Below are 23,621 nucleotides of genomic sequence, written 5' to 3'. Positions count from 1 at the left end.
TGCCTCGCCCCCGCCGTCAAGGTGCTGCACAATGAATTCGGCATCCTGCACGGCCTCATGACCACCATTCATTCCTATACCATGAGTCAGCGCCTGCTCGACGGCACGCAGAAGGATCTGCGCCGCGGCCGCGCGGCCGGTCTTTCCATCATTCCCACCACCACCGGCGCAGCCGCCGCCGTGGGACTCATCATTCCCGAACTCAACGGCCTGCTCAACGGCGGCGCCCTGCGCGTTCCCACGCCCGACGTTTCTCTTGTGGACTTCACCTGTGAGCTCAAGACGGAAGTGACCGCGCAGGAAGTGAACGCCGCGCTCAAGTATGCTTCCGAAACATGGCTTTACGAGGCCCTCGGCTACTGCGACGAGCCTCTGGTTTCCATCGACTATGTGGGCGACACCCACGGCGGCACCGTGGATTCCTCCTTCACCACGGTCATGAACAAGACCATGCTGAAGATCGTGGTCTGGTACGACAATGAATCCGGCTTCACCCATCAGCTCGGCCGTCTGATACGCCTTGTGGCTTCCCATCTGGAAGCGTAGCGGCGAAGCGGCGTCATCTGGAACAGAACTTTCCCCGGAAAAAACCGAGAGGCTTTTATGAGCATGGATACGATCAACGAAACTGGCTCCCGTTTCATCATGACCGGTGCGGATATTGTGCGCATGGGTGAACCGGCGGAAATGCTGGTGGGCGGCAAGAACTACAACACCGCCCTCATCAGCCGCGTGGAGGGCATACGCACGCCGCAGTTCCGCGCCATTCCCGCCACGGCTTTTCATGTGGTGCTTGATGAAAGCCGCGTGAACGCCTCCCTTGTCTATGAAGTGGTGGATTCCGCGCTGGCGGAAGTGGACTGGTCCGCTCCGGCCGTGGCTTCCGATCACGGATTCTTCGGCAATTTCGTGCGTCGCGTCGCCGCCGAGGTGCGGGAACGCGGCGTGGGCAAGAGTGCGAGCACCTGCCTGCGCGACTTCGTGAATCAGGTGGTGCACGGCTTTGCGGAATCGCGCGAGAACATCGACCAGCTGCGCCGCCGTTCCATGCTGGTGCAGGCCGCCATTCTGTCCATCAATCTCCCCGCCGAAGTGGATGAAGCCGTGCGCCGCGCCTACCGCGACATGTGCGACGAAGCCGGAGAAGGGGAATTTCCCGTGGCGGTGCGTTCCTCCGCCGCCGGTGAGGACTCCCGCAAGAAGGCCTTTGCCGGTCTGCAGGACACCTTCCTGAACATCACCGGCGAAGACGCCGTGGCCGAAGCCTATCTCTGGGACTGCGCCTCCGCCTACAATCTGCGTTCCATGACCTACCGGCGCGAGGCCATTCTCGACGCCGTGGCCCATGCCGAGAAGGAAGGCGATCCTTCCATCGCGGAAGCGGCCCGCAAGGAATGGGCCATTGAGAATACGGCCCTTTCCGTGTGCATCATGCGCATGATCCGTCCCGTGGTGGCCGGCACCGCCTTTTCCGCCGATACGGCCACGGGCTGCCGCGGCACCTCGCGCAACGACCTTGTGAGCATAGATTCCAGCTACGGACTCGGTGAATCCATCGTGGGCGGCATGGTGACGCCCGACAAGTTCTATGTGTTCCAGCGCGACGATGGCACCGACGTGGTTCTGCGCTTCATGGGCCGCAAGACCGTGCGCATGGTGTACAACGAGGAAGGCGGTGGCACGCACATCGAGGCCGTTCCCGCCGCAGAGGTGAATCAGTGGGCGCTCGGTGAAAACCAGCCCATCGAGGTGGCCCAGGGCGTGCGCGCCATCAGCCGCGCCTACGGCGGCATCATCATGGATACCGAATTCTGCATCGACGACAAGCAGCGCCTCTGGTTCGTGCAGGCCCGCCCGGAAACGCGCTGGAATGCGGAACTCGACGAACATCCCCACACCATTTTCATGCGCCGCAAGGAAGTGCTGCCCGAAGCCGCGGCCAAGGGCGAGGTGCTTCTTTCCGGCAACGGCGCTTCCCGCGGCGCCGGACAGGGCACGGTGCGTTTCCTGCGTTCCGCGCTGGAACTCAACCGCATTCATCCCGGAGACATTCTCGCGGCGGAACGCACCGATCCCGACATGGTGCCCGGCATGCGCGTGGCTTCGGCCATCATCGCCAACGTGGGCGGCGACACCAGCCATGCGGCCATCAGCTCCCGCGAACTGGGCATTGCCGCCGTCATCGGCGTGCAGAATCCCCTTGCCATGCGCGCCATGGACGGCATGCCCGTCACCGTGGACGGCACGCGCGGCCTTGTGTACCGCGGTCTTCTGCCCCTGTGCGACGTGGGCGGGGAACTCGATATCGCCAAACTGCCCAGAACGCGCACCCATGTGGGCATAGTGCTGGCCGACGTGAATCAGGCCCTGTTCCTTTCCCGCCTGCGCAGCGTGCCCGACTTTGAGGTGGGGCTGCTGCGTGCGGAATTCATGCTGGGCAACATAGGCGCGCATCCCGCCGCCCTGGAAGCCTATGACAACGGCACCCTGGAAGGCTTTGTGGAACGCCGCCTTGCGGAACTGGAAGATCAGGTCAGCCGCCGCGTCTCCGAGCAGATAGCCGTGGGCCAGGTGCACGCGCCCTTTGCCGAAGTGCAGCTCAAGCCCTACGTCGTGCAGCTCATGGACATGGCCTCGCTCTACGCCAACACCTCCAGCGTGCCCCGCGCGGAAGCACTCATGGCGGAATACATGCAGCGCGCCGAAATGAACCGTGAACTTCTGCAGACTTCCGACGATCTGCGCACGCATATCCGCGTGGTCATGGGCGCGGACGAGCCCGGCTCCTCCGTGACGGAGGAAGAGGTGAAGGCCGCCATGGCCGCCGCCTCCAAGAAGCCTCTGGTACAGGAAGTGCTGGTACGCATAGGCGCCATCCGCCGCAGCGTGGCCGCCCGCACGCGCCTCGGCAAGGAAATCGAGGAAGTGCGCAGTATTCCTGAAAAGATAGAACAGCTCATCGTGACCAACGGCCATGTGAGCGGACGCGATCACTACATCCGTACCCTGGGCCGCAACCTTGCGCTGTTTGCCATGGCCTTCTACGGCAAGGATATCGTGTACCGCACCACGGACTTCAAGAGTAACGAGTACCGCAATCTTCTGGGCGGCTGCCTGTTCGAGCACAACGAAGACAACCCCATGCTCGGCTATCGCGGCGTTTCCCGCGACATACACGACTGGGAAATCGAAGCCTTCAAGCGCGCCCGCACCCTGTACGGCGGTACCAACCTCATGCTCATGCTGCCCTTCGTGCGTACGCTGGAACAGGCCCGCTCCATGCGTTCCTATCTGGCCGACGTGCACGGCCTGAAGAGCGGTGAGGACGGACTCAAGATCCTGCTCATGTCGGAACTGCCCTCCAACGCCATTCTGGCGCGCCAGTTCATCAGCGAGTTCGACGGCTTCTCCATCGGCTCCAACGACATGACGCAGATGGTGCTTGCCACCGACAGAGACAATGCGGAACTTACGCACATCTACGACGAGGAGGACCCCGCCGTCATCTGGGCCATCCTGACCACCATCTTCACCGGTCAGAAGTTCTGCAAGAAGGTGGGCTTCTGCGGACAGGGCGTGGCCAACAGCGCCATTCTGCGCGGCATGGTGGCCATTGCGGGCATTGTTTCCGCCTCCGTGGTGCCCGATACCTACATGCGCACCAAGGCCGACTTTGCGGCCGTGGAAGCGGAGAATATACCCAGCTCCGGCCTCGGCGCGTGGCTCGGCCGTCAGCACACCGCCAAATTGCGCGCCCTGCTGGAAAAGCACGGCTATGTGGAAGCCGCGAAGATTACGGATGTGAAGGAGTTCCGCACCTGGTACGATGAGGAAGTGGGCCGCCTGCACAAGGAACTCTCCGCCTGCTTCAGCACGCCCTTTGAACACGATGCACGCCAGAAGCTTGCGGAATTCCGCCGCACCTTCCACAAGCCTGTGACCTATGCCGCCTGGGACTGGGACGCCACGGTGTTCGACGCTCTCCAGCAGGCCGGTTTCGCCAGCTGGGAGGAACAGGCCGAGGCCCTCAGGCTGCAGCGCGAAAAGTTCGCCGCAGAGTAAGAAACAGGGCGGCCCCTCGGGGCCGTTCCCTTTGCAGAAGGCGGGATACCGGCGTGTCCCGCCGATCTTGAAGACCGGCCCCCCATCCCCCGTGGGGCCGGTCTTTGCGTATGGTGTGGCATTTCATCATATATCTTCAGGATATTTTTGAACAGAAAAAAGAAGTATACGCCTTGACGGAATGTTATTTTCCTATACATCTGACATGTGAATAATCTTTAAAAAAGATTTTTCTCATGTTTTTTATTGTTTTTCTTATATCATTCTTCGGAGGTATGGGATGAAGGCGAAATGTTTTGCTGCTGCTCTGCTGAGTATGGCCATGGCTGTTCCTGCCTATGGTGCGCAGGCAAAAGATGAGGAACAGTACAAGACCTGTCAGAATGCTGTTCCTGAATATGTGGAACTTTTCAAATCCATCATCAATATAGATTCCGGTTCCAATGATAAGGCGGGACTCAACCGGAAAAAGGACTTTCTTGTCGATTATCTGAAAAAGGCCGGGGCCGAGGTCGAGACGCTGGAAGCGGCGGGAGACAGAAAGGGCACCTACAACATCATTGCGCGCATTCACGGCAAGGGAAAGGCCAGAATACTGCTGTGCAGCCACTACGACACCGTGTGGCCTGCCGGTGAGGCCGCGGCGCGTCCCTTCCGCATGGAAGAGGGCAGAATGTACGGGCCGGGCGCCGGGGACACGCAGAGCGGTGTGGCGGGAAGCGTCACCCTGCTGCGCATGCTCAGGCAGATGAAGTACGACGACTTTGATGTCATCACGCTTTTCCTCAACGCGGATGAGGAACTGGGAAGCGAAGGCGCTCTGGAGCAGCTTCTCCGGGAGGCGGAAAAGCATGACGTGGCGTTTTCCACGGAAGGCGGCGGCAGCGACGGAGAAAGCGTTGCCATCAGCTGCCGCGGCGGCGGTGACGCCGTGCTGACGGTCAAAGGCAAGCGCGCGCATTCCGGCAGGCCTCATCTCGGGCATAACGCCGGCGTGGAGATGGTACGGCTGATGAACACCATGCTCGACCTTTCCGACAAGGAAAAGCGTACCGACTGCACCTGGACCATGGGCAGTTTCGGCACCAACAACAATGTGGTTCCCGACCTGGCTACGGCGCACATGGACATACGCGCGGCCAGCCTCGGAGAATTTGAAAGAGTGAAGAACGAGCTTCTGGAACGGGCTTCCCGGGTGACGGACAAAGGCTGCACCGCCGAAGTGGCCTTCAGCGTGGGCAAGCCTCCGTTTGAGTACAGCAAATCCACGGCCATTCTGGCCGATGCGGCGGAGAGCATCTATGCGGAACTGGGCCGGAAGCTGGTCAAGACGCATGTTCCTGCAAGCTCCGACGCCAACTGGATTTCTCAGAAGGTTCCCACCCTTGAAGGCCTGGGTATCAGCAATGCCAATCCCCATCAGAAGAATGAGTATTCCTCTGTCAAGCCCGCGCCGGACAGGCTTTATCTGCTGGCCCGCCTGATTCAGGAAACCTGCCGGGGCAACACCGTGCCTCTTGGCGCGAAATAGCCGTTTCTTCGTGGGTAGAAAAAGCCGCGTGCGTGCTGCATGCGGCTTTTTTTGTGCTGCGGTGCTTCCGGGCGGGGAGTGAAGCGTGCAGGCATGGGGCAGGTGCAGCCTTTCTGTGCCGCCGGAAGCGGAAGGGAAGCGGACGCTGCAGAGAATAGCCCGCACCTGCGCGGAGGGCTGATGTGCTGCATTCCGGACGGCCCGCGCGGGAAATACCCGCACCTGCGCGGCAGGGCAGGAAAAAGCGTTTTTTTTTGGGGGGGCCGGGGCAGAGCATCGGAAAAGAATCCGCCTTCCGACGGGAAGAGAGTCCCCGGCGGGAGGGCAGAAGAAAAGGCCGTCGGATGCTTGTCCGGCGGCCTTCTGCATCACAGGGGAAACGGGATTACTTCGCGGCGTTGACGGCGTCGAATTCGTCCTGAATTTCCTTTTCCGGTTCGCCGGTCAGGAGGCTGACCACCACGATGGCGGCGCAGGCCACGAGGAAGGCGGGCAGAAGTTCATAGATGCCCCACACGCCGCCCATGGGCTTGATGAGGTACTTCCAGGCAAAGACCATGATGCCGCCAGCCGCCATGCCGGAGAGCGCGCCCCAGCGGTTGCAGCGCTTCCAGAACAGGGCGAAGAGCATGACCGGGCCGAAGGAGGCGCCGAAGCCCGCCCATGCGAAGGAGACGATCTGGAAGATGGAGCTTTCCGGGTCGCAGGCGATGAGGGTGCCGATGATGGAAATGAGCAGCACGGTGCCGCGCGCCGAAATCATGGTGAACCTGTCCGTCATCTTGATGCCGAACACGCCCTTGAAGAGGTTTTCCGACACGCTGGAGGCGGCGGCCAGAAGCTGGCCGGAAGCCGTGGACATGGTGCTGGCCAGAATGCCCGCGAGCACGAGCCCGGCCATGAAGGCGGGAATGACGCCGTAGGTGCTGAGCAGGCCGCTGATCTTGATGATGATGGTTTCCGCGGCGGAGCCGGTCTGATAGGCTTCGAGGGCGCCGGCCTGAATCATGGCGTAGCCGATGACGCCGATGAAGATGGCGCAGCCCATGGCTATGACCACCCAGGTGGAACCGATGCGGCGGGAGATGGCGATTTCGTCCTCATGGCGTATGGCCATGAAGCGCAGCAGGATGTGGGGCATGCCGAAGTAGCCGAGGCCCCAGGCCAGGGTGGAGAAGATGGTGAGGGTGTTGTATTCCGAAATGGCGTGGGTCACCACGTTGGTGGCGTGGGTGAGGCTGATGTAGCCTTCCAGGGTGGCGGCGTTCTTCACGGCATCCCAGCCGCCGGCGACGTGAATGCCGAAGGCCACAATGATGAAGAGCGCAAGCGTCATGATGATGGACTGCACAAGGTCGGTCATGGAGGCGGCGAGGAAGCCGCCCAGGATGGTGTAGCCCGCGATGACCACGGTGCCGATGAGCATGCCGGTCACATAGTCGAGTCCGCACAGGGTGGAGAAGAGCTTGCCGCAGGAAGCGAAACCGGCGGCGGTGTAGGGAATGAAGAACACCACGATGACCAGGGCGGAAATGCCCACAAGCAGGCTGCTTGTGTCGCGGAAGCGGCGGGCGAAGAAGTCGGGAATGGTGATGGCGTGTATCTTTTCACTGTACACGCGCAGCCGCCTTGCCACGATGAGCCAGTTCAGATAGGTGCCGATGGCGAGCCCTATGGCCGTCCACGCCGGTTCGGCGATGCCGGTGAACAGCGCGAGCCCCGGAAGGCCCATGAGCAGCCAGGAGGACATGTCGGAGGCTTCCGCACTCATGGCGGTGACGATGGGGCCCATCTTGCGGCCGCCCAGATAGTATTCATGGGCGTTGTTGTTGCGCTTGGCGCAGAGAAGCCCGATATAGAGCATGAGAACCAGGTAGATGCCGATGGCGATATAAACGAATATCTGATGGTCGTTCACGATATCTTCTCGAAAGCAGAGGAAATTTCATAAAAATCCGGGGAAACCGGAGCCTTGCGGGCTGTTTTCCGGAAAGGCCGTGTGCGGCCGGCTATGGAAACGCCCCGGCGTTTCGGAAAAGGGTGCGGCGTTCTTTCAGCCTGCGCACGTTCCCGGAAACGCTTCAGTATGCCGGCTTGTCCATGGCGGGATCAGACCGTCACCGGCTGACTTTGGGGCGTGAGAGGTGTTCATGACATATTCCTTGCGGAAAGGTTGCGGGTATATTCCCTTGGGGAAACATACGTCGTTTTTCAAAAAAATAAAATCAAAAAGTTTCACGGGGCGCGTCATGCCTGCATGTTGCACATGCGTTGCGCAACATGGCGGAATACAGGCATATCATCACGGATGCCGGGCATGGATCTCAAGGCTCCGGCAGAGGGCGCGTGACAGAATTGTTATTTTCCTGCGGTGAGGGAACGCTCTATGCTGGCGAAGGCGTTGTGGCCGTGAATGGATTCCTCGCTTTCCACTTCCACGGAAAACCAGGTCACATGCGTGTGGCTTTCCAGCTTCGCGGCCACGTTGCGCACCACGTCCTCCACGAACAGGGCGTTGTCGTAGGCCTGTTCGGTGACGAATTTTTCATCCGGTCTTTTGAGCAGGGTATGGATGGGCGCGGAACCCGAGGCTTCGGCAATGTCGATGAAGCCTTCCAGCCATTCAAAGCGGCTCATGCGCAGGGCCATGCGCACCACGGCGCGCTGCCCGTGGGCTCCGGCCCGGCTGATGGCCTTGGAACAGGGGCATACCGTGGTGACGGGCACCTCAAGTTCCAGCAGAAAGCGCGGGCCCTCCCGGCCTTCCTCCAGTTCTCCGGTCAGGTGGCAGAGGTAGCGCACCGGCGCGGTACGGCCCGAAACCGGGGCCTTGCGCATGCGGAAATAGGGAAAGCTGAACCTGGCGTAGGCGCGCCTTGCGTGCAGGCGCGTGAGCACGTCGGAAAGCAGGCGCTTCATGGAAGCGTAATCCAGCTCTTCGGCACTGGCTTCACGCCAGTTTTCCAGCGCTTCCAGGAAGCGGCTCATGTGCGTTCCCTTGAACGCCGCGGGAAGGTCCACGCCCATGTCCACGGAGGCCACGGTGTGCTGGCGGCCTTTGTCGCGGTCTTTGACCACCAGGGGCAGTTCCACGTTCTTCACGCCCACGCGGTCGATGTCCAGCGCCACGCTGGAAGGGCTGCTCTGTACGTCCGTCAGCGTGTGTTCGCATCCGGCGGGTGCTGCTTTTGTCATGCGTGCTCCTTGTGTTCATGGTCATGGAAGATGTGGCGCTCGGGAGCGGCCTCGATGGCGATGAGGGAGCACGAGCTTTGCAGAACCCCGCGCGAGGAACGGAGCCTGCCGGCAAGTTCGCTCACGGCGGCGGCAGGGCCTCGCAGGGCCATGGTTTCCAGACAGTGATGTTCGTCCAGGTGAACGTGCATGGTGGCGATTACCATGGCATGGGCCTCATGCTGAAGGGAGGTGAGGCGGCCGGGAAGGTCGTTGTCGTGATGGTCGTACACCAGCGTCAGCACGCCCGCCACCGGCGCGTCGGGATCGGAGACGATTTCTTCCGAAAGCTCCCGCCGTATGCAGTGGCGCAGCGCTTCGGAACGGTTGGCAAAGCCCTTGCGCTCGCTGTGGCTGTCGAAGGCCGTGAGCAGCTCGCGCTCCAGCGACACTCCAAAACGTACCAGTCCGCTCATGTGTTCTCCTGTTGAAAAAAACTGCCTCAGCGTACACCAGCGGGGCCTTACGCTCAAGTGCCGCCGTTTCCTGCCTCATGCCCGCTTTCCGGCTCTGGCTATTTCCCTGTCCATGCACTGGATGAGCAGCAGGGAAATCACCGTGAGCGCCATGCCGCAGTAGAAGGGGAGCTGATAGCCGAAGCGCACCCACAGCCAGCCGCCGAGCGGAGGAATGATGACCGCGGCAATGTGGTTGATGGTCTGGGCAAGCCCCATGCTGGGAGCCACGTCCGCAGGATCGGCGATCTTCTGGAAGAAGGTGCGTACCGCGATGGCGAAGTTGAAGGTGAGGCTGTCGAGAACGTACATGGCCCCGGCAAGCCAGGGACTGTCGGTCCAGGCGTAGCAGAGAAAGATGAAGAAGGCGGAAGTATATTCTATGGAGAGCAGCCGTCTTTCGCCGATGCGGTTGATGATGCGGCCGATGAGCGGATTGAAGAACCAGTTGACGGCGTAGTTCACCATGTAGAGCACGGCCACGGCGCGCACGGAAAAGCCGAATTTTTCCACAAGCAGGAACAGGGAAAACACGGTGAATATCTGCCTGCGCCCGCCCATGAGCAGCGTGAGGGCGTAGAAGAGCCAGTATCTGGAGCAGAAGACCATGCCTTTTTTCTGGGGCACCACCTTGGGGCTGGAAGGATCGAAAAAGAGGCAGGCCGCGCCGAGGCCCATGACCACCACGCCCGTGACGGCGAACATGGTTTCGTAGGACGTGAGGCCCGCACAGAAAAAGACCATGAGCGATACCGCAAGGCTTCCCCCCGCGGCCAGTCCGCGCATGCGCCCCATGACCACGGGCGTGGTCGCAAGGTCGTAATACTGTATCATGAGGGACTGGTTGATGGTCTCGAAGAAGTGATAGCCCGCCGACATGACGAACACTGCGCCCGCAATGCCCCAGAAGGAGCTGAACAGGCCGATGACGGCCGTGCCCGCCCCGCAGATGATGACGGAAAGCACGCAGAGCCTGTGTTCGCGCATGACAAGCATGAGCGGAACCACAAGGAAGCACAGAAAGCCCGGCACCTCGCGAAGGGCGACCACAAGGCCGTTGTCCGCGGCGGAAAAGCCGCCTACTTCCACGGCGTAGTTGGTGTAGAGCAGCGACGAGCCCTGAAGCCCCAGCGTACTGCCCAGAGTGAGCAGAAAAAGGAAGAGGTACATGCGGGTGTTGCCCGACACGTTGGAAACAATGGCTTTCATGTGAGTTCCTTGCAGGTTGAGGCGCCTTTTACGGCCCTTCCGGGGAAGGCTCCGGTCAGCGTCGTGAGGGCGCCGGGGGAGCCGGGGCATGGCGGCGCATGGCCGGGCCGTGCAAGCAGAAAGCCGCGGACGGGCCGCGGCTTTCGGAAAGGTGCGCGATGCGGGGGCGGAAGGTCCGCCCCCCCGGCTGTCAGGCGAGGGCCTGCAGCAGAAGCAGCGCAACGATGTTGATGATCTTGATCATGGGGTTGACGGCGGGGCCGGCGGTATCCTTGTAGGGGTCGCCCACGGTGTCGCCGGTCACGGCAGCCTTGTGGGCTTCGGAACCCTTGCCGCCGAAGTTGCCTTCTTCAATGTACTTCTTGGCGTTGTCCCACGCGCCGCCGCCGGAAGTCATGGAAATGGCCACGAAAAGACCGGTGACGATGGTGCCCATGAGCATGGCGCCCAGGGCGGCGAAGGCGGCGGACTGACCGCCGAAGAGCTTGATCACATAGTACACGACCACGGGAGCAAGCACGGGCAGCAGGGAGGGCAGGATCATTTCCTTGATGGCGGACTTGGTGAGCATGTCCACGCAGGCGCTGTAATCAGGCTTGGCCTTGCCTTCCATGATGCCGGGGATGTTGTGGAACTGACGGCGCACTTCCACCACCACGGCGGCGCCGGCGCGGCCCACGGCCTTCATGCTCATGGAGCCGAACAGGTAGGGGAGCAGGCCGCCGATGAACAGGCCGACCAGCACATAGGGATCCTGCAGGGCGAAGGTCACGTCGAGGTTGGGGAAGTAGCGGCTCAGGTCTTCGGTATAGGAAGCGAAGAGCACCAGAGCGGCGAGGGCGGCGGAACCGATGGCATAGCCCTTGGTGACGGCCTTGGTGGTGTTGCCCACGGCGTCCAGAGCATCGGTGATTTCACGGATGTCTTCGGGCATGCCGGACATTTCGGCGATGCCGCCGGCGTTGTCGGTCACGGGGCCGTAGGCGTCAAGGGCGACGATCATGCCGGCGAGAGCCAGCATGGTGGTGGCGGCAAGGGAAATGCCGAACAGGCCGGCCTGGCTGTAGGCAAAGAGAATGCCGGCGCAGATGACGATCACGGGAGCGGCGCAGGCTTCCATGGAAACGGCGAGGCCCTGGATCACGTTGGTGGCGTGGCCCGTGGTGGACGCCTTGGAAATGCTGCGCACGGGGCGGTAGTCGGTGGAGGTGTAGTATTCGGTGATGAGAACGATGAGGCCGGTGACGATGAGGCCGGTGAGGCAGCACAGAAGCAGGCTGAAGCCGCTGAAGCTGATGCCCTGGATGGACATGTCGCCTTCGCCCCAGAACACGAACATGGTGATGATGGCGATGAGCACGGCGGAGAGCACGGCGGTGGCGATGAGGCCCTTGTACAGGGCGCGCATGATGTTGCCGTCGGAACCGAGCTTCACGAAGAAGGTGCCGGCCACGGAGGCCACGATGCACACGCCGCTGATGAGCAGCGGGAACATCATCATCTTGGTCTGAAGCGCGCCGTCGAAGAAGATGGAGGCAAGCAGCATGGTGGCCACCACGGTGACGGCGTAGGTTTCAAACAGGTCGGCGGCCATGCCGGCGCAGTCGCCCACGTTGTCGCCCACGTTGTCGGAAATGACGGCGGGGTTGCGGGGGTCGTCTTCAGGAATGCCGGCTTCCACCTTGCCCACGAGGTCGGCGCCCACGTCGGCACCCTTGGTGAAGATGCCGCCGCCGAGACGGGCGAAGATGGAGATGAGGGAGGCGCCGAAGGAGAGGGCGACCAGAGCCTGCATGGTCTGTTCGGTGGCCACGCCGAAGATGGAAAGGATGGCGTAGTACACGGAAACGCCGAGCAGGCCGAGCCCCACCACCAGCATGCCGGTGATGGCACCGGACTGGAAGGAGATGTTCAGCGCGGGAACCATGCCCTTTTCCGCGGCCGCGGCGGTGCGCACGTTGGCGCGCACGGACACGTTCATGCCGATGAAGCCGGCCAGGCCGGAAAGCACGGCGCCGATCACGAAGCCCAGGGCGGTGAGGAAGGACATGGTGAACAGGAGAAGCACGGCAACCACGATGCCCACGATGGCGATGGTGCGGTACTGGCGCTTCAGATAGGCCTGAGCGCCTTCCTGAATGGCACCTGCAATCCTCTGCATATCCTCATTGCCGGTGGAGGCGGCGAGGATGTTTTTGGACGTCCTGAACGCGTAGTAAAGCGCAAAGGCCGCACACGCAAAGACGATGACCAGAGAAAAGAACGTCATACATACCCCCGACAGGTAAGCTGAAAGTGGAAAAACCCAAAACATTGGACGGACAGGCATGCCTGCCCGGGACTCCCTGTAATTTAAGGAACAATTACGATATAGGAATTCCCTGTGGATGACAAGCCTTGCCTCCCCGGCAGGTGAAAGGACGCATGGACTTTTTTTTCTCTTGAAGGTACAGGAAAACAGAAGCTTCTGTCCCTTCACAAGGCCCCGGGGTGCACGTTTTTACCGTGTCCCGGCACTGTTGTGCGGCCTGTGTGCCGCCCGGAGGGTGATTTTTGAAAAGCGTCCGCATGTCCCGTGCGGGCACGGCGCAGGTATGAGAGAAGCGGCTTTCCGGCGTGCTGCGCCGGGAGTCGCGGAGCCGCGGTACGGCGGAAACATTGATGAGGATCAGCCATGGATACGAGAAAGTTCGTGCTTCATAACGGCGTCGTCGTGCCCCATCCGGGCTTCGGCACCTGCAAGATACAGGAAGGGGAGGTCTGCAACACGGTGCTGCGCGCCCTTGAGGCGGGCTACCGGCATTTCGACACCGCCTCCCTGTACGGGAGCGAGGAAGGGCTTGGCGAGGCCCTGCGGAAAAGCGGCATTGCGCGCGGGGATGTGTTCATTGCCAGCAAGGTATGGAATACGGACCGCGGCTACGAACGCACGAAGGCCGCCTTTGCCGCGTCGCTGGAAAGGCTGGGGCTGGAATATCTTGACCTGTACATGATACACTGGCCCGCCAACAGAAAGCAGTTCGGCGACAGGGCGGAGGCCATCAACGCGGAAACGTGGCGCGCGCTGGAAGATCTTTATGAGGAAGGCAGGGTGCGGGCCATAGGGGTGAGCAATTTTTTGCCCCATCATCTTGAGGATCTGATGAAGACCGCGCGCATCCGCCCCATGGTGAATCAGATAGAATGCCATCCCGGCTGGCCGCAGCTTGAGGTGCTGGCATACTGCCGCGAACACGGCATCGTGGTCGAGGCATGGAGTCCTCTGGGGCGCAGGGCCGTGCTCGACAATCCCGTCATTCAGGAAACGGCGCAGAGAACGGGCATGACGACGGCGCAGGTGTGCTTTGCCTGGCTGCGCGGCCACGGCGTGCTGGCCCTGCCCAAGGCCTCGGATCCTTCCCGCATGAAGGAGAATCTCCGCGAAGAGGGCACGCTTGACGAAAAGGACATGAAGGCCATCGACGCGCTTGAGCCCATGTGGCTCTGCTCCGACCCCGACACGGTGGACTTCTAGTTTTTTGAAGGCCGCGCCTTCCGGGGGGAAGGCGCGGCAGGCCGTTCTGCACCGGAAGGACCGGTGCGGTGGCGATGCGCCCCGGGCTTTGCCCGGCCTTCGGGCGCACAACGGGCAGAGCCTCTTGCGGGCTTCAGCCGGAACTTCCATGCAGGAGAATGAGATGTCATTGAAAGAGCGCCTCGGCCTTTCCGGGGAACCCCTTTATGTGATGGACGGCAACGCCTTTCTGTTCCGGGGATATTTCGCCAACGCGGGCATGTCGCGTTCCGACGGCTTCCCCACGGGCGCGCTGCACATCGTGGGCCGGGTGCTGCTCAAGCTTCTGAGGGAGGAGCGGCCCGGTCATTTCGTCTTTGTCATGGACGGGCACGGCAGGCATTTCAGGCATGAGATATTTCCGGCCTACAAGGCCAACAGGCCCACGCCTCCGGAAGAGCTCATCGCGCAGATAGAGCCTCTGCAGAACATGGTGCGCGCCCTGGGCATGAAGGTCATCGTGTCCGAAGGCTGCGAGGCCGACGACTGCATCGCAAGCCTTGTGGCCCGCTATGCGAAGGAGCGGCCCGTGGTCATCATCGGCATGGACAAGGACCTTCGTCAGTGCCTTGCCCCGGGTGTGGTCATGTGGGACCCTGCCTCCCGGGAAGAGAAGATCATCACGCTGGAATCCTTCCGCAGGGAGACGGGGCTTGAGCCTTCCCAGTGGCCGGACGTGCAGGCCCTCATAGGCGACACTGCCGACAACGTGCCCGGCGTGAAGGGCATAGGCGAGAAGACGGCGGAAAAGCTGTTCCGCGACTTCAGAAGCCTTGAGGACGTGCGCGACCGCATGGCCGAGGTGCCGCCCGCCATACGCAGGAAGCTGGAAGGCAACGAGGAGGCCATGTTCCTCTACCGCGAGCTGACGAGGCTCCATACGGACTGCTGTTCCCATACGCTGGAAGAGCTTGCCGTGCAGCCTTTGAACAAGGCGGAGGCGCGCACCTTCCTGCGGGAATTTGAAATGAATTTTCTGCTGCGGGAACTGGACAGCCTTGTCCGTCAGGGCATTGTGACCGCCTCCGGCGATGAGGAGGAGGCCCCGGCACAGGGGGCCAGGGCTTCGCGGCAGCTTTCGCTTTTTGATGTCGAACCCGCCGTGCCCGCCATGGAAAGCGCTTCCGACGCTTCGGCCCTTCCCGCCTGTGCGGGCAGGGATGTGGCCGTCACCGCCGCGCCCGTGGTGCGCGGTTTCCAGACGCAGGGCTTCTGCGTGGCCGTGCGCACGCCCTCGGGCGTGAAGGAAACGCTCTTTTCCGGCGACAGTCGGGCACTGGCGGCCTGGGCGGCCGACTCCTCCCTTCTGGTGACGCCGGACATGAAGCGCCTTCTGCACACCCACAGGGCCTTCGGCACGCTCCCTGCCGCGCGCTGCTTCGATCTCGGCCTTGCGGCCTACCTTCTGGCTCCGGAAGACAGGGATTACAGCTGGCCCAGCCTTTCGGCCCGCCATGCGGAAAAAAGCGGCCTGCCCATGGAGCGGCCCGCCACCCTTGCCCTCTCCCTTTATGACGACATGGTGAAGCGCCTTGAGCGCGACGGGCTTCTCCGCCTGCTCAGGGAGATGGAAATGCCCCTCATCCCCGTGCTTGCCTCCATGGAGGACGCGGGCATCACCATTGACAGAAACGCCCTGAAGGCTTTTCTCGACGAGGTGCAGCGGGAACTCGACGAGCTCACGGCACGCATCTACAAGGAGGCGGGATGTGAGTTCAATATCCGTTCCGCCCAGCAGATAGGCGAAGTGCTCTTCAAGCGACTGGGCCTTGCCGCGGCAAAGTCCACCAAGGGCGGGCAGGCCTCCACCTCGCAGGCCGTGCTGGAAAAGCTTTCCGGCAAGCATCCCGTGGTGGATGCGCTGCTGGAATTCCGCAAGCTGGAAAAGATGCGTTCCACCTATCTGGAACCGCTGCCCCGTCTTGCCGGGCCGGACAGCCGCATCCACACCACCTTCAATCAGACGGCCACGGCCACGGGCAGACTTTCCTCCAGCAATCCCAATCTGCAGAACATTCCCGTCCGCGGCGATCTGGGGCGGCGCATGCGTACCTGCTTTACCGCAGGGCCGGGCATGAGCCTTGTTTCCGCCGACTATTCGCAGGTGGAGCTGAGGGTGCTTGCGCATTATTCCCAGGACCCGACCCTTCTTTCCGCCTTCCGCAACGGGGAGGACATCCATACCCGCACGGCCGCGCTTCTGCACGATGTGGACCCCTCGCAGATAGGGCCGGATGAACGCCGCAAGGCCAAGACCATCAACTTCGGCCTCATCTACGGCATGGGCCCGAGCAAGCTCGGGCAGGATCTGGGTATTCCCCTTTCCGAAGCGCGTATGTTTATTGAACGCTATTTCACGCGTTTTTCGCATATCAAGGAGTTTTTCGACGGCGTGGAGGCGGAGGCGCGCAGAAACGGGTATGTGACCACGCTTTCGGGCCGCCGCCGTCCGCTGCCCAACATCGTTTCCCAGAGCGGGCAGGCCCGCGCCCTTGCCGAGAGGCAGGCGGTGAACACCCTCATTCAGGGTTCTGCGGCCGATCTCATCAAGTTTGCCATGCTGGCGGTGCATAACGATGCGGAACTTCGGCGCAGGAAGGCGCGCCTGCTGCTTCAGATTCACGACGAACTCATTGTGGAGGCCCCCGAAGGGGAGGCCCAGGCCGTGGCCGCGCGCCTTGCCGCGCTCATGACCGACACGTCGGCCTGGGGCATCACGCTCCATGTGCCTCTTGTGGCGGATGCGGGAGTGGGCCATAACTGGGGCGAGGCGCACTAGGCCTCTTTCTGCTCCGGCGGCATCCGGCTTAGGAGACATGGCTCCGCGGAACCGCCGGGCGGCGCGTGCCCTGCCTGAAGGGCGCGCATGACCCTCCCGGCAGCATCACCGCGCCGGAAGGGGAACGCAGTTTCGCAATCATGGGCATCTGCCCGCAACAGACGAGAATATCATGGCTCTTCTTTCCCTGCAGAACGCCTGCCTCACGCTGGGCAGCAAACAGCTTCTGGATCATACCGAAATCTATGTGGAGCAGGGCGACAGGCTCTGCATCGTGGGCCGCAACGGCGTGGGCAAATCCTCCCTGCTTTCGGTGCTTGCCGGGCGTCTGTCGCTGGATGCCGGGGAGCGGCATGAGGAACCCGGCCTGCGCATCGGCTATGTGCAGCAGGCCGTGCCCGAGAACTGGCGCGGCTTCGTGTTCGGGGTGACGGCGGACGCGCTGGGCCGGGAGGGGCACCTCCTGGCGGCGGCCCATCTCATTGCTTCCGACAGGCGCGACCTGCTTCCGCCGGACCTTGCCCGGGAAGCGGACATGGTCATGGAACACGGTGAAGTGTGGGAGCGCCACGGCGAGGTTCTCGGCGTCATCAACAGCCTGGGGCTTGATCCCGAGGCGGATTTCTCCACCCTTTCCGGCGGAACGCGCCGCCGTGTGGCGCTTGCCCGCGCGCTCATCGCCTCGGATGTGCTGCTGCTCGACGAACCTACGAACCATCTGGACATCAGCACCATCAGCTGGCTGGAAGAATATCTGGCGCGGCAGGCCCGCACATTGGTGTTCATCAGCCACGACAAGGCCTTTGTGCGCCGCCTGGCCACGCGCATGGTGGAACTGGACCGGGCGAAGCTCTACAGCTATGCCTGCAATTTCGATACCTTCCTGGAGCGGAGAGAGGAGCGCCTGCACGCGGAAGAGATGCAGAACGCGGTATTCGACAAGAAGCTTGCCCAGGAGGAAGTGTGGATACGGCAGGGCATCAAGGCCCGCCGCACCCGCAACATGGGCCGCGTGCGCGAACTGATGAAAATGCGCGAGGAGCGCGCCGCCCGCAGGGAGCGCATGGGCACGGCCACGCTCAACGTGCAGGAGGCGGAAAAGTCGGGCAGGCTGGTGGCGGAGATGAAGGATGTCTCCTTCACCTGGCCGGACGGCTACAAGGTGTTCGAGGGGGCTTCCCTCATCATCCAGCGCGGCGACAAGATAGGACTCATCGGCGACAACGGCGCGGGCAAGACCACGTTTCTGCGCGTGCTTCTCGGGGAACTGCCTCCCACCTCCGGCACGGTACGCCTCGGCACGGGACTGGAAATCGCCTATTTCGATCAGCTGCGCGATTCTCTGGATGATGAAAAGAGCGTGATGGACAACGTGGCCGAAGGCAACGACAGAGTGACCATCAACGGCGAACCCCGCCATGTGGCAAGCTATCTTCAGGATTTTCTTTTCGGTCCCGACAGGCTGAGAACGCCCGTGGGCCTTCTTTCCGGTGGGGAGCGCAACCGTCTTCTGCTGGCAAAGCTTTTCACGCGGCCTTCCAATCTGCTGGTGCTCGACGAACCCACCAACGATCTGGATGCGGAAACGCTGGAACTTCTGGAGGAAATGCTTTCCTCCTACAAGGGCACCGTCATCGTGGTCAGCCACGACCGCGCCTTCCTCGATGAGCTGGTGACCGGCACCATAGCCCTTGAGGGCGACGGCAGGGTGCGTGAATATGTGGGCGGCTATACCGACTGGCTGCGTCAGCGCGGCAGGCCGGAGGACAAAAAGCCTGCTTCCTCCTCCCGGGAAACATGGAAGGAGAACGCCCCCAGAAAGCGCCGTCTTTCCTACAAGGAACAGCGCGAGCAGGAGGCCCTGCAGAAGGAACAGGCGGAACTGCCCGCAAGGCTGGAAGCACTGGAGAAGGAGCAGAAGAAGCTGGAAAAGGATCTGGCGGATCCCGATCTCTTCAGCCGCGATCCGGAAGCCTTCAACGCCATGATAGCCCGCCTGCCCAAAGTGGAGGAAGAGCAGCTCGCCCTTCTGGAACGAAGCGACGAAATAGAGGCAAGGCTCGCGGAACTTGAGATATAGCGAAAAAGGGCCTGTGCCCTGCCGCTGAGAAAGGCCGCTCCGTCTGGCGGGGCGGCTTTGCGCTACCTTGAAAAGCGGGAGTCTTTTCCGCGCTCTTCCGCCCCGTCAGGGGAAGGACGGATGTTTCAGGAGGCCGTATGAAAGGATGTATCGTTCAGCTTCTGGGAGTCTTGATCATGGTTGCAACAGCAGGTACCGCGTGGGGGAAAGAGGTTCCGTTTCATGAAAGCACTCTGGGAGAGGTGAAGGCCCGGGTCATTTCCCTTGTGGAAAAGGATCTGGATGCGGCCATTCTCCGGGCAGACACCGATGAGCAGAAGGCCGCGGTGGCGCGTTTCTATCCTGACGGAAAGGTGCGCAACAGGCTGAACGTGCTGCTTCTGCGCCGCGGGGAAACCGTGGCGCTGGTGGATACGGGCTTTGACTGGACGGCCGGGGAGCTGGATGCTGCCCTCGGTGCGGTGGGACTCGGGCCGGAGGACGTGACGCACGTCATCATCACCCACGCGCATGGCGATCATACGGGCGGACTCATCCGGGACGGCAGACCGGCCTTTCCCCGGGCGACCGTGCTTTTTCCGGAAAAGGAACTGGCCTACTGGTCGGACCCCGGACATGAAGGCGTCTCTTCCCGGACCTTCGGGAGCGTGGCCGCCATCCGCCGCCTCTACGGGGAGCGCGTGCACGTCTTTGCGCCCGGAGAGGACATATGTGCGTCTCTTCCCGGTGTGAAGGCCGTGGACGAGGCCGGACACATGCCCGGTCATGTGGGCATACTCATTGCTGCCGGAGGAAGGACGCTTTTCTTCTGGAGCGATCTGCTCCATGCCTTTGATGCGCAGACGGCCGATCCCTCCCTGTCCACCAGTTTCGACATGGACCCGGAACAGGCTGCCCGCGTGAGGGCGGAACTTCTTGCACGGGCACGGGCGGAAGGCTGGAGCGTCGTCGGTTCCCATGTGCCCTTCACGCAGCCCTGCGTGCTGAAATAGGGCGCGCCCTGCCGCATGCGGCAGGGCCGTGCAGAGCGTTTTTTGCTTTCTGCACGGGTTATTCCGGCTGTCCGGAAAGCGGAGGGGAAAAATCAGCCGGAGAACATGCGCTCCGGCCCGTCAGGACGCGCCGTTTTCCTCCTCATGGCGTTCGGAGCTTCCGCGGGACACTCTGGCCATGATTTCCGTGACATGGCAGTCGCTGTTGCTGGTGGTCCAGTAGTCGGTGACGTATCGTTCATAGCAGTCTTCGCCCATGGTATAGCCGTGGCGGCGTATCCAGCTTATGAAACGGGCGTAGGTGCTGCCTATGTTTTCCTGCGGCCCCACATGGTAGCAGGAGGCCATCATGCAGCCCCCGAATTCCACCCTGCCGCCGCTGCCGCCGGGTTCGAGCACGCGCTGCATGATGCGTATGCTCTGGGCGTTGCCTTCCAGCCTGTCCTTCATGCTGGAAAAGTGGATGTACACGGGGCCGGTGATGGCGTTGTTCGTTTTTTCCACATAGTTCATGAAGTCGAGGTTGATGATGGCGGATTTGATGTCGCCGTCAAAGGGCTGTTCCTGAAAGAGCAGCTGCGCGCTCTCCACATACTTCACGGACACGTCGCGCACGTCCTCGGCAATGACCGTTTCCGCCTCCCTGATGAGGTCCTGCCAGTCGCGCACGGATTCCTCGCAGCGCCTGAGCTCTATCTGCGCCTTCCTGAGTTCGTCGAGCTTCTGCTCGAAGGCGGCGCGCAGGGCGCTGTAGACATTGCCGTTTCTGCCGGAAATGAACTTGCGCATCTCATCGAGCTTGAAGCCCATCTGCTTGTAGTATTTGAGCACCGGCACAAGCAGCAGTTCGTCGTGCGTGTACATCCGGTAATTGTTGTAGTCGTGGCGCAGGGAGGAAATGAGACCTATCTTGTCGTAAAAGCGCAGGGCCTTCTTGGACACGTTGCAGAGCTGACTCAGCTCTCCGATGGAGTATTGTTGCTTACGCGGCATGGGCTATCCTTCCGGGGAGGGGACGAGGGGCGCGGGACAAGAGCGCGGACCCCGTAGGTTTCATAACGCTTTTGGGCGTTTTTTTCCAGAGGCGGGGGCAGGGCCCTCCGGAGGGGAGATGAGGGAAAGAGGTTCCCCCTGCTTGACGCTCCGGGCGGGGCAGCTTAGAACCGAGGATAATCCCATGAACTGCCGGAATATGCCTTGGGAAAAACTCCGGGCCGCAGAGGAGAAGATCAGGATGGAACAGCCGTATTTCGCTCCGACGGTGGAGGAGAGTTATTATCGACTTCTCGCGCATATTCCCGGCATGGTGTACCGCTGCCGCGCGGAAAAGGTCGTGGAAAGCGACGGCGGGCTGCATATTGAATATGTGCTGGAGTTCGTGAGTGAAGGCAGCGAGCGCCTGGTGGGCATTTCCGCAAGCGTCATGGTCGGGGAGAATCAGAACGTCATCGAGCGCATGACGCACCCGGACGATCTTCAGCGGCAGAGGCAGGAAATCTACGAGAGGGTGGTGGCCCACGAACCGTATCAGGTCATGTACCGGCTGCTTCTGCCCGGCAACGTCACCAAGTGGGTGTGGGACCAGGGCGAGGGCGTCTACGGGCCGGACGACGGGCTGTGGTACCTTGAGGGCCTCATCATGGACGTGAGCGAACAGAAGTTCATGGAACTGAGCCTCAGGGAGGAAAACCGGCAGTTCCGCGCCTCTTCCTCCAATCTTTTCGGTCTCGGCGGTCTTGTGGGGCAGAGCGAGAGCATGCGCCGCGTGTACGAGCTTATTCTGAAGGCGGCGGAAACCGACACCAACGTCATCATTTACGGGGAAACAGGCGCGGGCAAGGACGTGGCCGCGCGGGCCATCCATGCCCTGAGCGGCAAGAAGGGGCCTTATGTGCCCGTGAACTGCGGCGCCATTCCCGAAACGCTCATGGAAAGCGAATTCTTCGGCCACACCAAGGGGGCCTTTACCGGAGCCACGGGCAGCAAGGAAGGGTACATTGCCGCCGCAGACGGAGGAACGCTCTTTCTTGATGAAATAGGCGAACTGCCCCTGCATCTTCAGGTGAAGCTTCTGCGCACCCTGGAAAACAAGATGTACACGCCCGTGGGCAGTCATACGCCGAAAACCTCGTCGTTCCGTCTGGTGGCCGCCACCAACCAGGATCTGAGAAAAATGGTGAGGGAAAAGAAGATGCGCGCGGATTTCTATTATCGCGTGCATGTTCTGGCCATTACGATTCCGCCCCTCAGGGAGAGGTTCGCGGATCTGCCCCTGCTCACGGCCGCATGGCAGGAGCGGCGGGGCATTCAGATGGATATTCCCCTCAATGTCCGTCTTGCCATGGAACGCTATCCGTGGCCGGGCAATATCCGCGAGCTTTACAACTTTCTCGACCGTTATGCCGCCTTCGGGGAAGCCGCGCTGGATTCTCTCGGTGAGGCCGCCCGCTACGTTTCCTCCCTCATGCCGTCGGAACCCGAGGAGGGCGTGACCTTGGAAGAGGCCACGCTTCAGCTTGAGGAAAAGCTCATCCGCAAGACACTGGAAGCCTGCCGCTGGCACAGGGGAGAGGCCGCAAAGCGCCTCGGTCTCAACGTGCGTACGCTTCAGCGGAAAATGAAGCGTCTGGGGCTGAGCGGCAGGGGAGAAAACGCCTCCGCCTGACCGGTTTTTCCGAAAATATGCTCCTGTGCGCGCCCTCTGCCGGGCGCGGCTCAGTGCTTGACGGCGTCGGAAAAGGCGTTGATGACCACCACGCCTGCGATGATGAGCCCGAGTCCTATGTATGCGGGCAGATCCAGATGCTGTCTGAAGTAGAAGACGCCCACGGCGGAAATGAGCACGATGCCGAGGGCGCACCAGATGGCGTAGGCAATGCCCACGGGCATGGATTTGAGCACATGGGAAAAGGTGTAGAACGAAAGCACATAGCCCGCGATGCAGAGCAGCGTGGGCACCGGCCTTGTGAACTGCTTTGAGGCGTTCAGGCAGGAGGTGGCGAAGGTTTCGGACAGAATGGCCGTGAGCAGAAGTCCGTAGGTGATGAGCGCGCCGCGCATGGCTGTCTCCCTGAAGAAGCAGAGAAGGTGGAAGAGGCGGGGCCGGAACGGAACCGGATCTCCCGGGAACCGGCGTTCCATGGTACGGACGTACGGGCCCTTCCCATGGGGCGCAGATAGAAAAGGGCCGCCTCTTTCGCAAGGGGCGGCCCCGTACAGGAAAGGAAATTGCTAGAGCGCAGCCTTGTAGGCGTCGGCGGACATGAGGGCGTCCACGGCGGCCATGTCTTCGGGCTTCACTTTGATGAGCCAGCCCTTTTCATAGCAGGAGACGTTGAGCAGGGTGGGGGTGTCGGCAAGTTCTTCGTTCACGGCGGTGACTTCACCGGCCACGGGCATGAAGAGCTTGTTCACGGACTTGATGGATTCCACTTCGCCGAATTCGTCGCCTGCGCCGAAGCTGTCGCCTTCGGAAGGAAGGTCGACATAGACCACTTCGCCGAGCTGATCCTGAGCGTAGTCGCTCACGCCCACGACGATTTCATCGCCTTCCACGCGGGCCCAGATATGTTCGTCGGTGTACTTGAGGCTGGCGGGAAGATTGAGTTCCGCAACGGTCCTGGACATGGGAGTTCTCCTTTGTGCGTTGTTATTCCGCCATGCCGGCGGCGCATTCCATCACGCCCTCGGCAAGGGTGGGATGGGCATGGATGGTGCGGGCGATGT

At 61.7% G+C, this 23,621-nt stretch carries 16 protein-coding genes; 8 read left to right on the top strand and 8 right to left on the bottom strand.

Annotated features, from left to right (window positions below):
* The 3 genes from Q0K07_RS08965 to Q0K07_RS08955 form a co-directional block, all read left to right on the top strand.
* Positions 1 to 546 (top strand): type I glyceraldehyde-3-phosphate dehydrogenase (locus tag Q0K07_RS08965; protein WP_367178882.1); only part of this gene is annotated, 546 nt, incomplete at its 5' end.
* A gap of 57 nt (positions 547 to 603) precedes the next feature.
* A complete protein-coding gene (locus Q0K07_RS08960) occupies positions 604 to 4,062 on the top strand; it encodes a PEP/pyruvate-binding domain-containing protein (RefSeq protein ID WP_294558591.1) in 3,459 nt (1,152 codons plus the stop codon).
* 322 nt (positions 4,063 to 4,384) lie between these two features.
* On the top strand, positions 4,385 to 5,593 hold the full coding sequence (locus Q0K07_RS08955; protein WP_294558590.1) for a M20/M25/M40 family metallo-hydrolase: 1,209 nt from the start codon (positions 4,385 to 4,387) through the stop codon (positions 5,591 to 5,593).
* A 385-nt stretch (positions 5,594 to 5,978) separates the two neighbouring features.
* On the opposite strand, the gene Q0K07_RS08950 is transcribed toward Q0K07_RS08955, so the two are convergent.
* From Q0K07_RS08950 to Q0K07_RS08930, 5 genes are all read right to left on the bottom strand, one after another.
* Complete coding sequence (locus Q0K07_RS08950) at positions 5,979 to 7,511, bottom strand: sodium/proline symporter (protein WP_294558588.1); 1,533 nt, start codon at positions 7,509 to 7,511, stop codon at positions 5,979 to 5,981.
* A gap of 440 nt (positions 7,512 to 7,951) precedes the next feature.
* Positions 7,952 to 8,752 carry a GTP cyclohydrolase FolE2 gene (folE2, locus tag Q0K07_RS08945; protein ID WP_294558593.1) on the bottom strand — a complete coding sequence of 267 codons (801 nt, stop codon included), beginning with the start codon at positions 8,750 to 8,752 and terminating at the stop codon, positions 7,952 to 7,954.
* Positions 8,753 to 8,784: 32 nt separating this feature from the next.
* Positions 8,785 to 9,243, bottom strand: a complete 459-nt coding sequence (nikR, locus tag Q0K07_RS08940) for a nickel-responsive transcriptional regulator NikR (protein ID WP_294558587.1) — start codon at positions 9,241 to 9,243, stop codon at positions 8,785 to 8,787.
* Positions 9,244 to 9,318: 75 nt separating this feature from the next.
* Positions 9,319 to 10,491, bottom strand: coding sequence for an MFS transporter (locus Q0K07_RS08935; protein ID WP_294558585.1), 1,173 nt, complete (start codon positions 10,489 to 10,491; stop codon positions 9,319 to 9,321).
* A gap of 190 nt (positions 10,492 to 10,681) precedes the next feature.
* Positions 10,682 to 12,760, bottom strand: a complete 2,079-nt coding sequence (locus Q0K07_RS08930) for a sodium-translocating pyrophosphatase (RefSeq protein WP_294558583.1) — start codon at positions 12,758 to 12,760, stop codon at positions 10,682 to 10,684.
* A 405-nt stretch (positions 12,761 to 13,165) separates the two neighbouring features.
* On the opposite strand from Q0K07_RS08930, the gene Q0K07_RS08925 reads away from it, so the two are divergent.
* From Q0K07_RS08925 to Q0K07_RS08910, 4 genes are all read left to right on the top strand, one after another.
* Entirely contained in the window at positions 13,166 to 14,005 is an 840-nt protein-coding gene (locus Q0K07_RS08925) for an aldo/keto reductase (RefSeq protein WP_294558581.1), read from the top strand.
* Positions 14,006 to 14,168: 163 nt separating this feature from the next.
* Complete coding sequence (gene polA, locus Q0K07_RS08920) at positions 14,169 to 16,823, top strand: DNA polymerase I (protein WP_294558579.1); 2,655 nt, start codon at positions 14,169 to 14,171, stop codon at positions 16,821 to 16,823.
* 172 nt (positions 16,824 to 16,995) lie between these two features.
* A complete protein-coding gene (locus Q0K07_RS08915; RefSeq protein WP_294558577.1) occupies positions 16,996 to 18,903 on the top strand; it encodes an ATP-binding cassette domain-containing protein in 1,908 nt (635 codons plus the stop codon).
* A 137-nt stretch (positions 18,904 to 19,040) separates the two neighbouring features.
* Positions 19,041 to 19,895, top strand: a complete 855-nt coding sequence (locus Q0K07_RS08910) for an MBL fold metallo-hydrolase (protein ID WP_294558576.1) — start codon at positions 19,041 to 19,043, stop codon at positions 19,893 to 19,895.
* Positions 19,896 to 20,015: 120 nt separating this feature from the next.
* Here Q0K07_RS08910 and Q0K07_RS08905 read toward each other — a convergent pair whose 3' ends face one another.
* Positions 20,016 to 20,888 carry a GyrI-like domain-containing protein gene (locus tag Q0K07_RS08905; protein ID WP_294558574.1) on the bottom strand — a complete coding sequence of 291 codons (873 nt, stop codon included), beginning with the start codon at positions 20,886 to 20,888 and terminating at the stop codon, positions 20,016 to 20,018.
* A gap of 241 nt (positions 20,889 to 21,129) precedes the next feature.
* Here Q0K07_RS08905 and Q0K07_RS08900 point away from each other — a divergent pair, with 241 nt between their 5' ends.
* The gene (locus Q0K07_RS08900; protein WP_294558572.1) at positions 21,130 to 22,560 is read left to right on the top strand and encodes a sigma 54-interacting transcriptional regulator; all 1,431 of its coding nucleotides are present in this window, start codon (positions 21,130 to 21,132) and stop codon (positions 22,558 to 22,560) included.
* Positions 22,561 to 22,610: 50 nt separating this feature from the next.
* Here Q0K07_RS08900 and Q0K07_RS08895 read toward each other — a convergent pair whose 3' ends face one another.
* A complete protein-coding gene (locus tag Q0K07_RS08895) occupies positions 22,611 to 22,955 on the bottom strand; it encodes a multidrug efflux SMR transporter (protein WP_294558570.1) in 345 nt (114 codons plus the stop codon).
* A gap of 171 nt (positions 22,956 to 23,126) precedes the next feature.
* On the bottom strand, positions 23,127 to 23,522 hold the full coding sequence (gene gcvH / locus Q0K07_RS08890; RefSeq protein ID WP_294558568.1) for a glycine cleavage system protein GcvH: 396 nt from the start codon (positions 23,520 to 23,522) through the stop codon (positions 23,127 to 23,129).
* Positions 23,523 to 23,621 lie beyond the last annotated feature (99 nt).

Source organism: uncultured Mailhella sp. (assembly GCF_944324615.1).
Classification (GTDB): Bacteria; Desulfobacterota; Desulfovibrionia; order Desulfovibrionales; family Desulfovibrionaceae; genus Mailhella.
The sequence above is the reverse complement of the archived record's forward strand: the minus strand, read 5'-3'. Positions and strand labels throughout refer to the sequence as shown.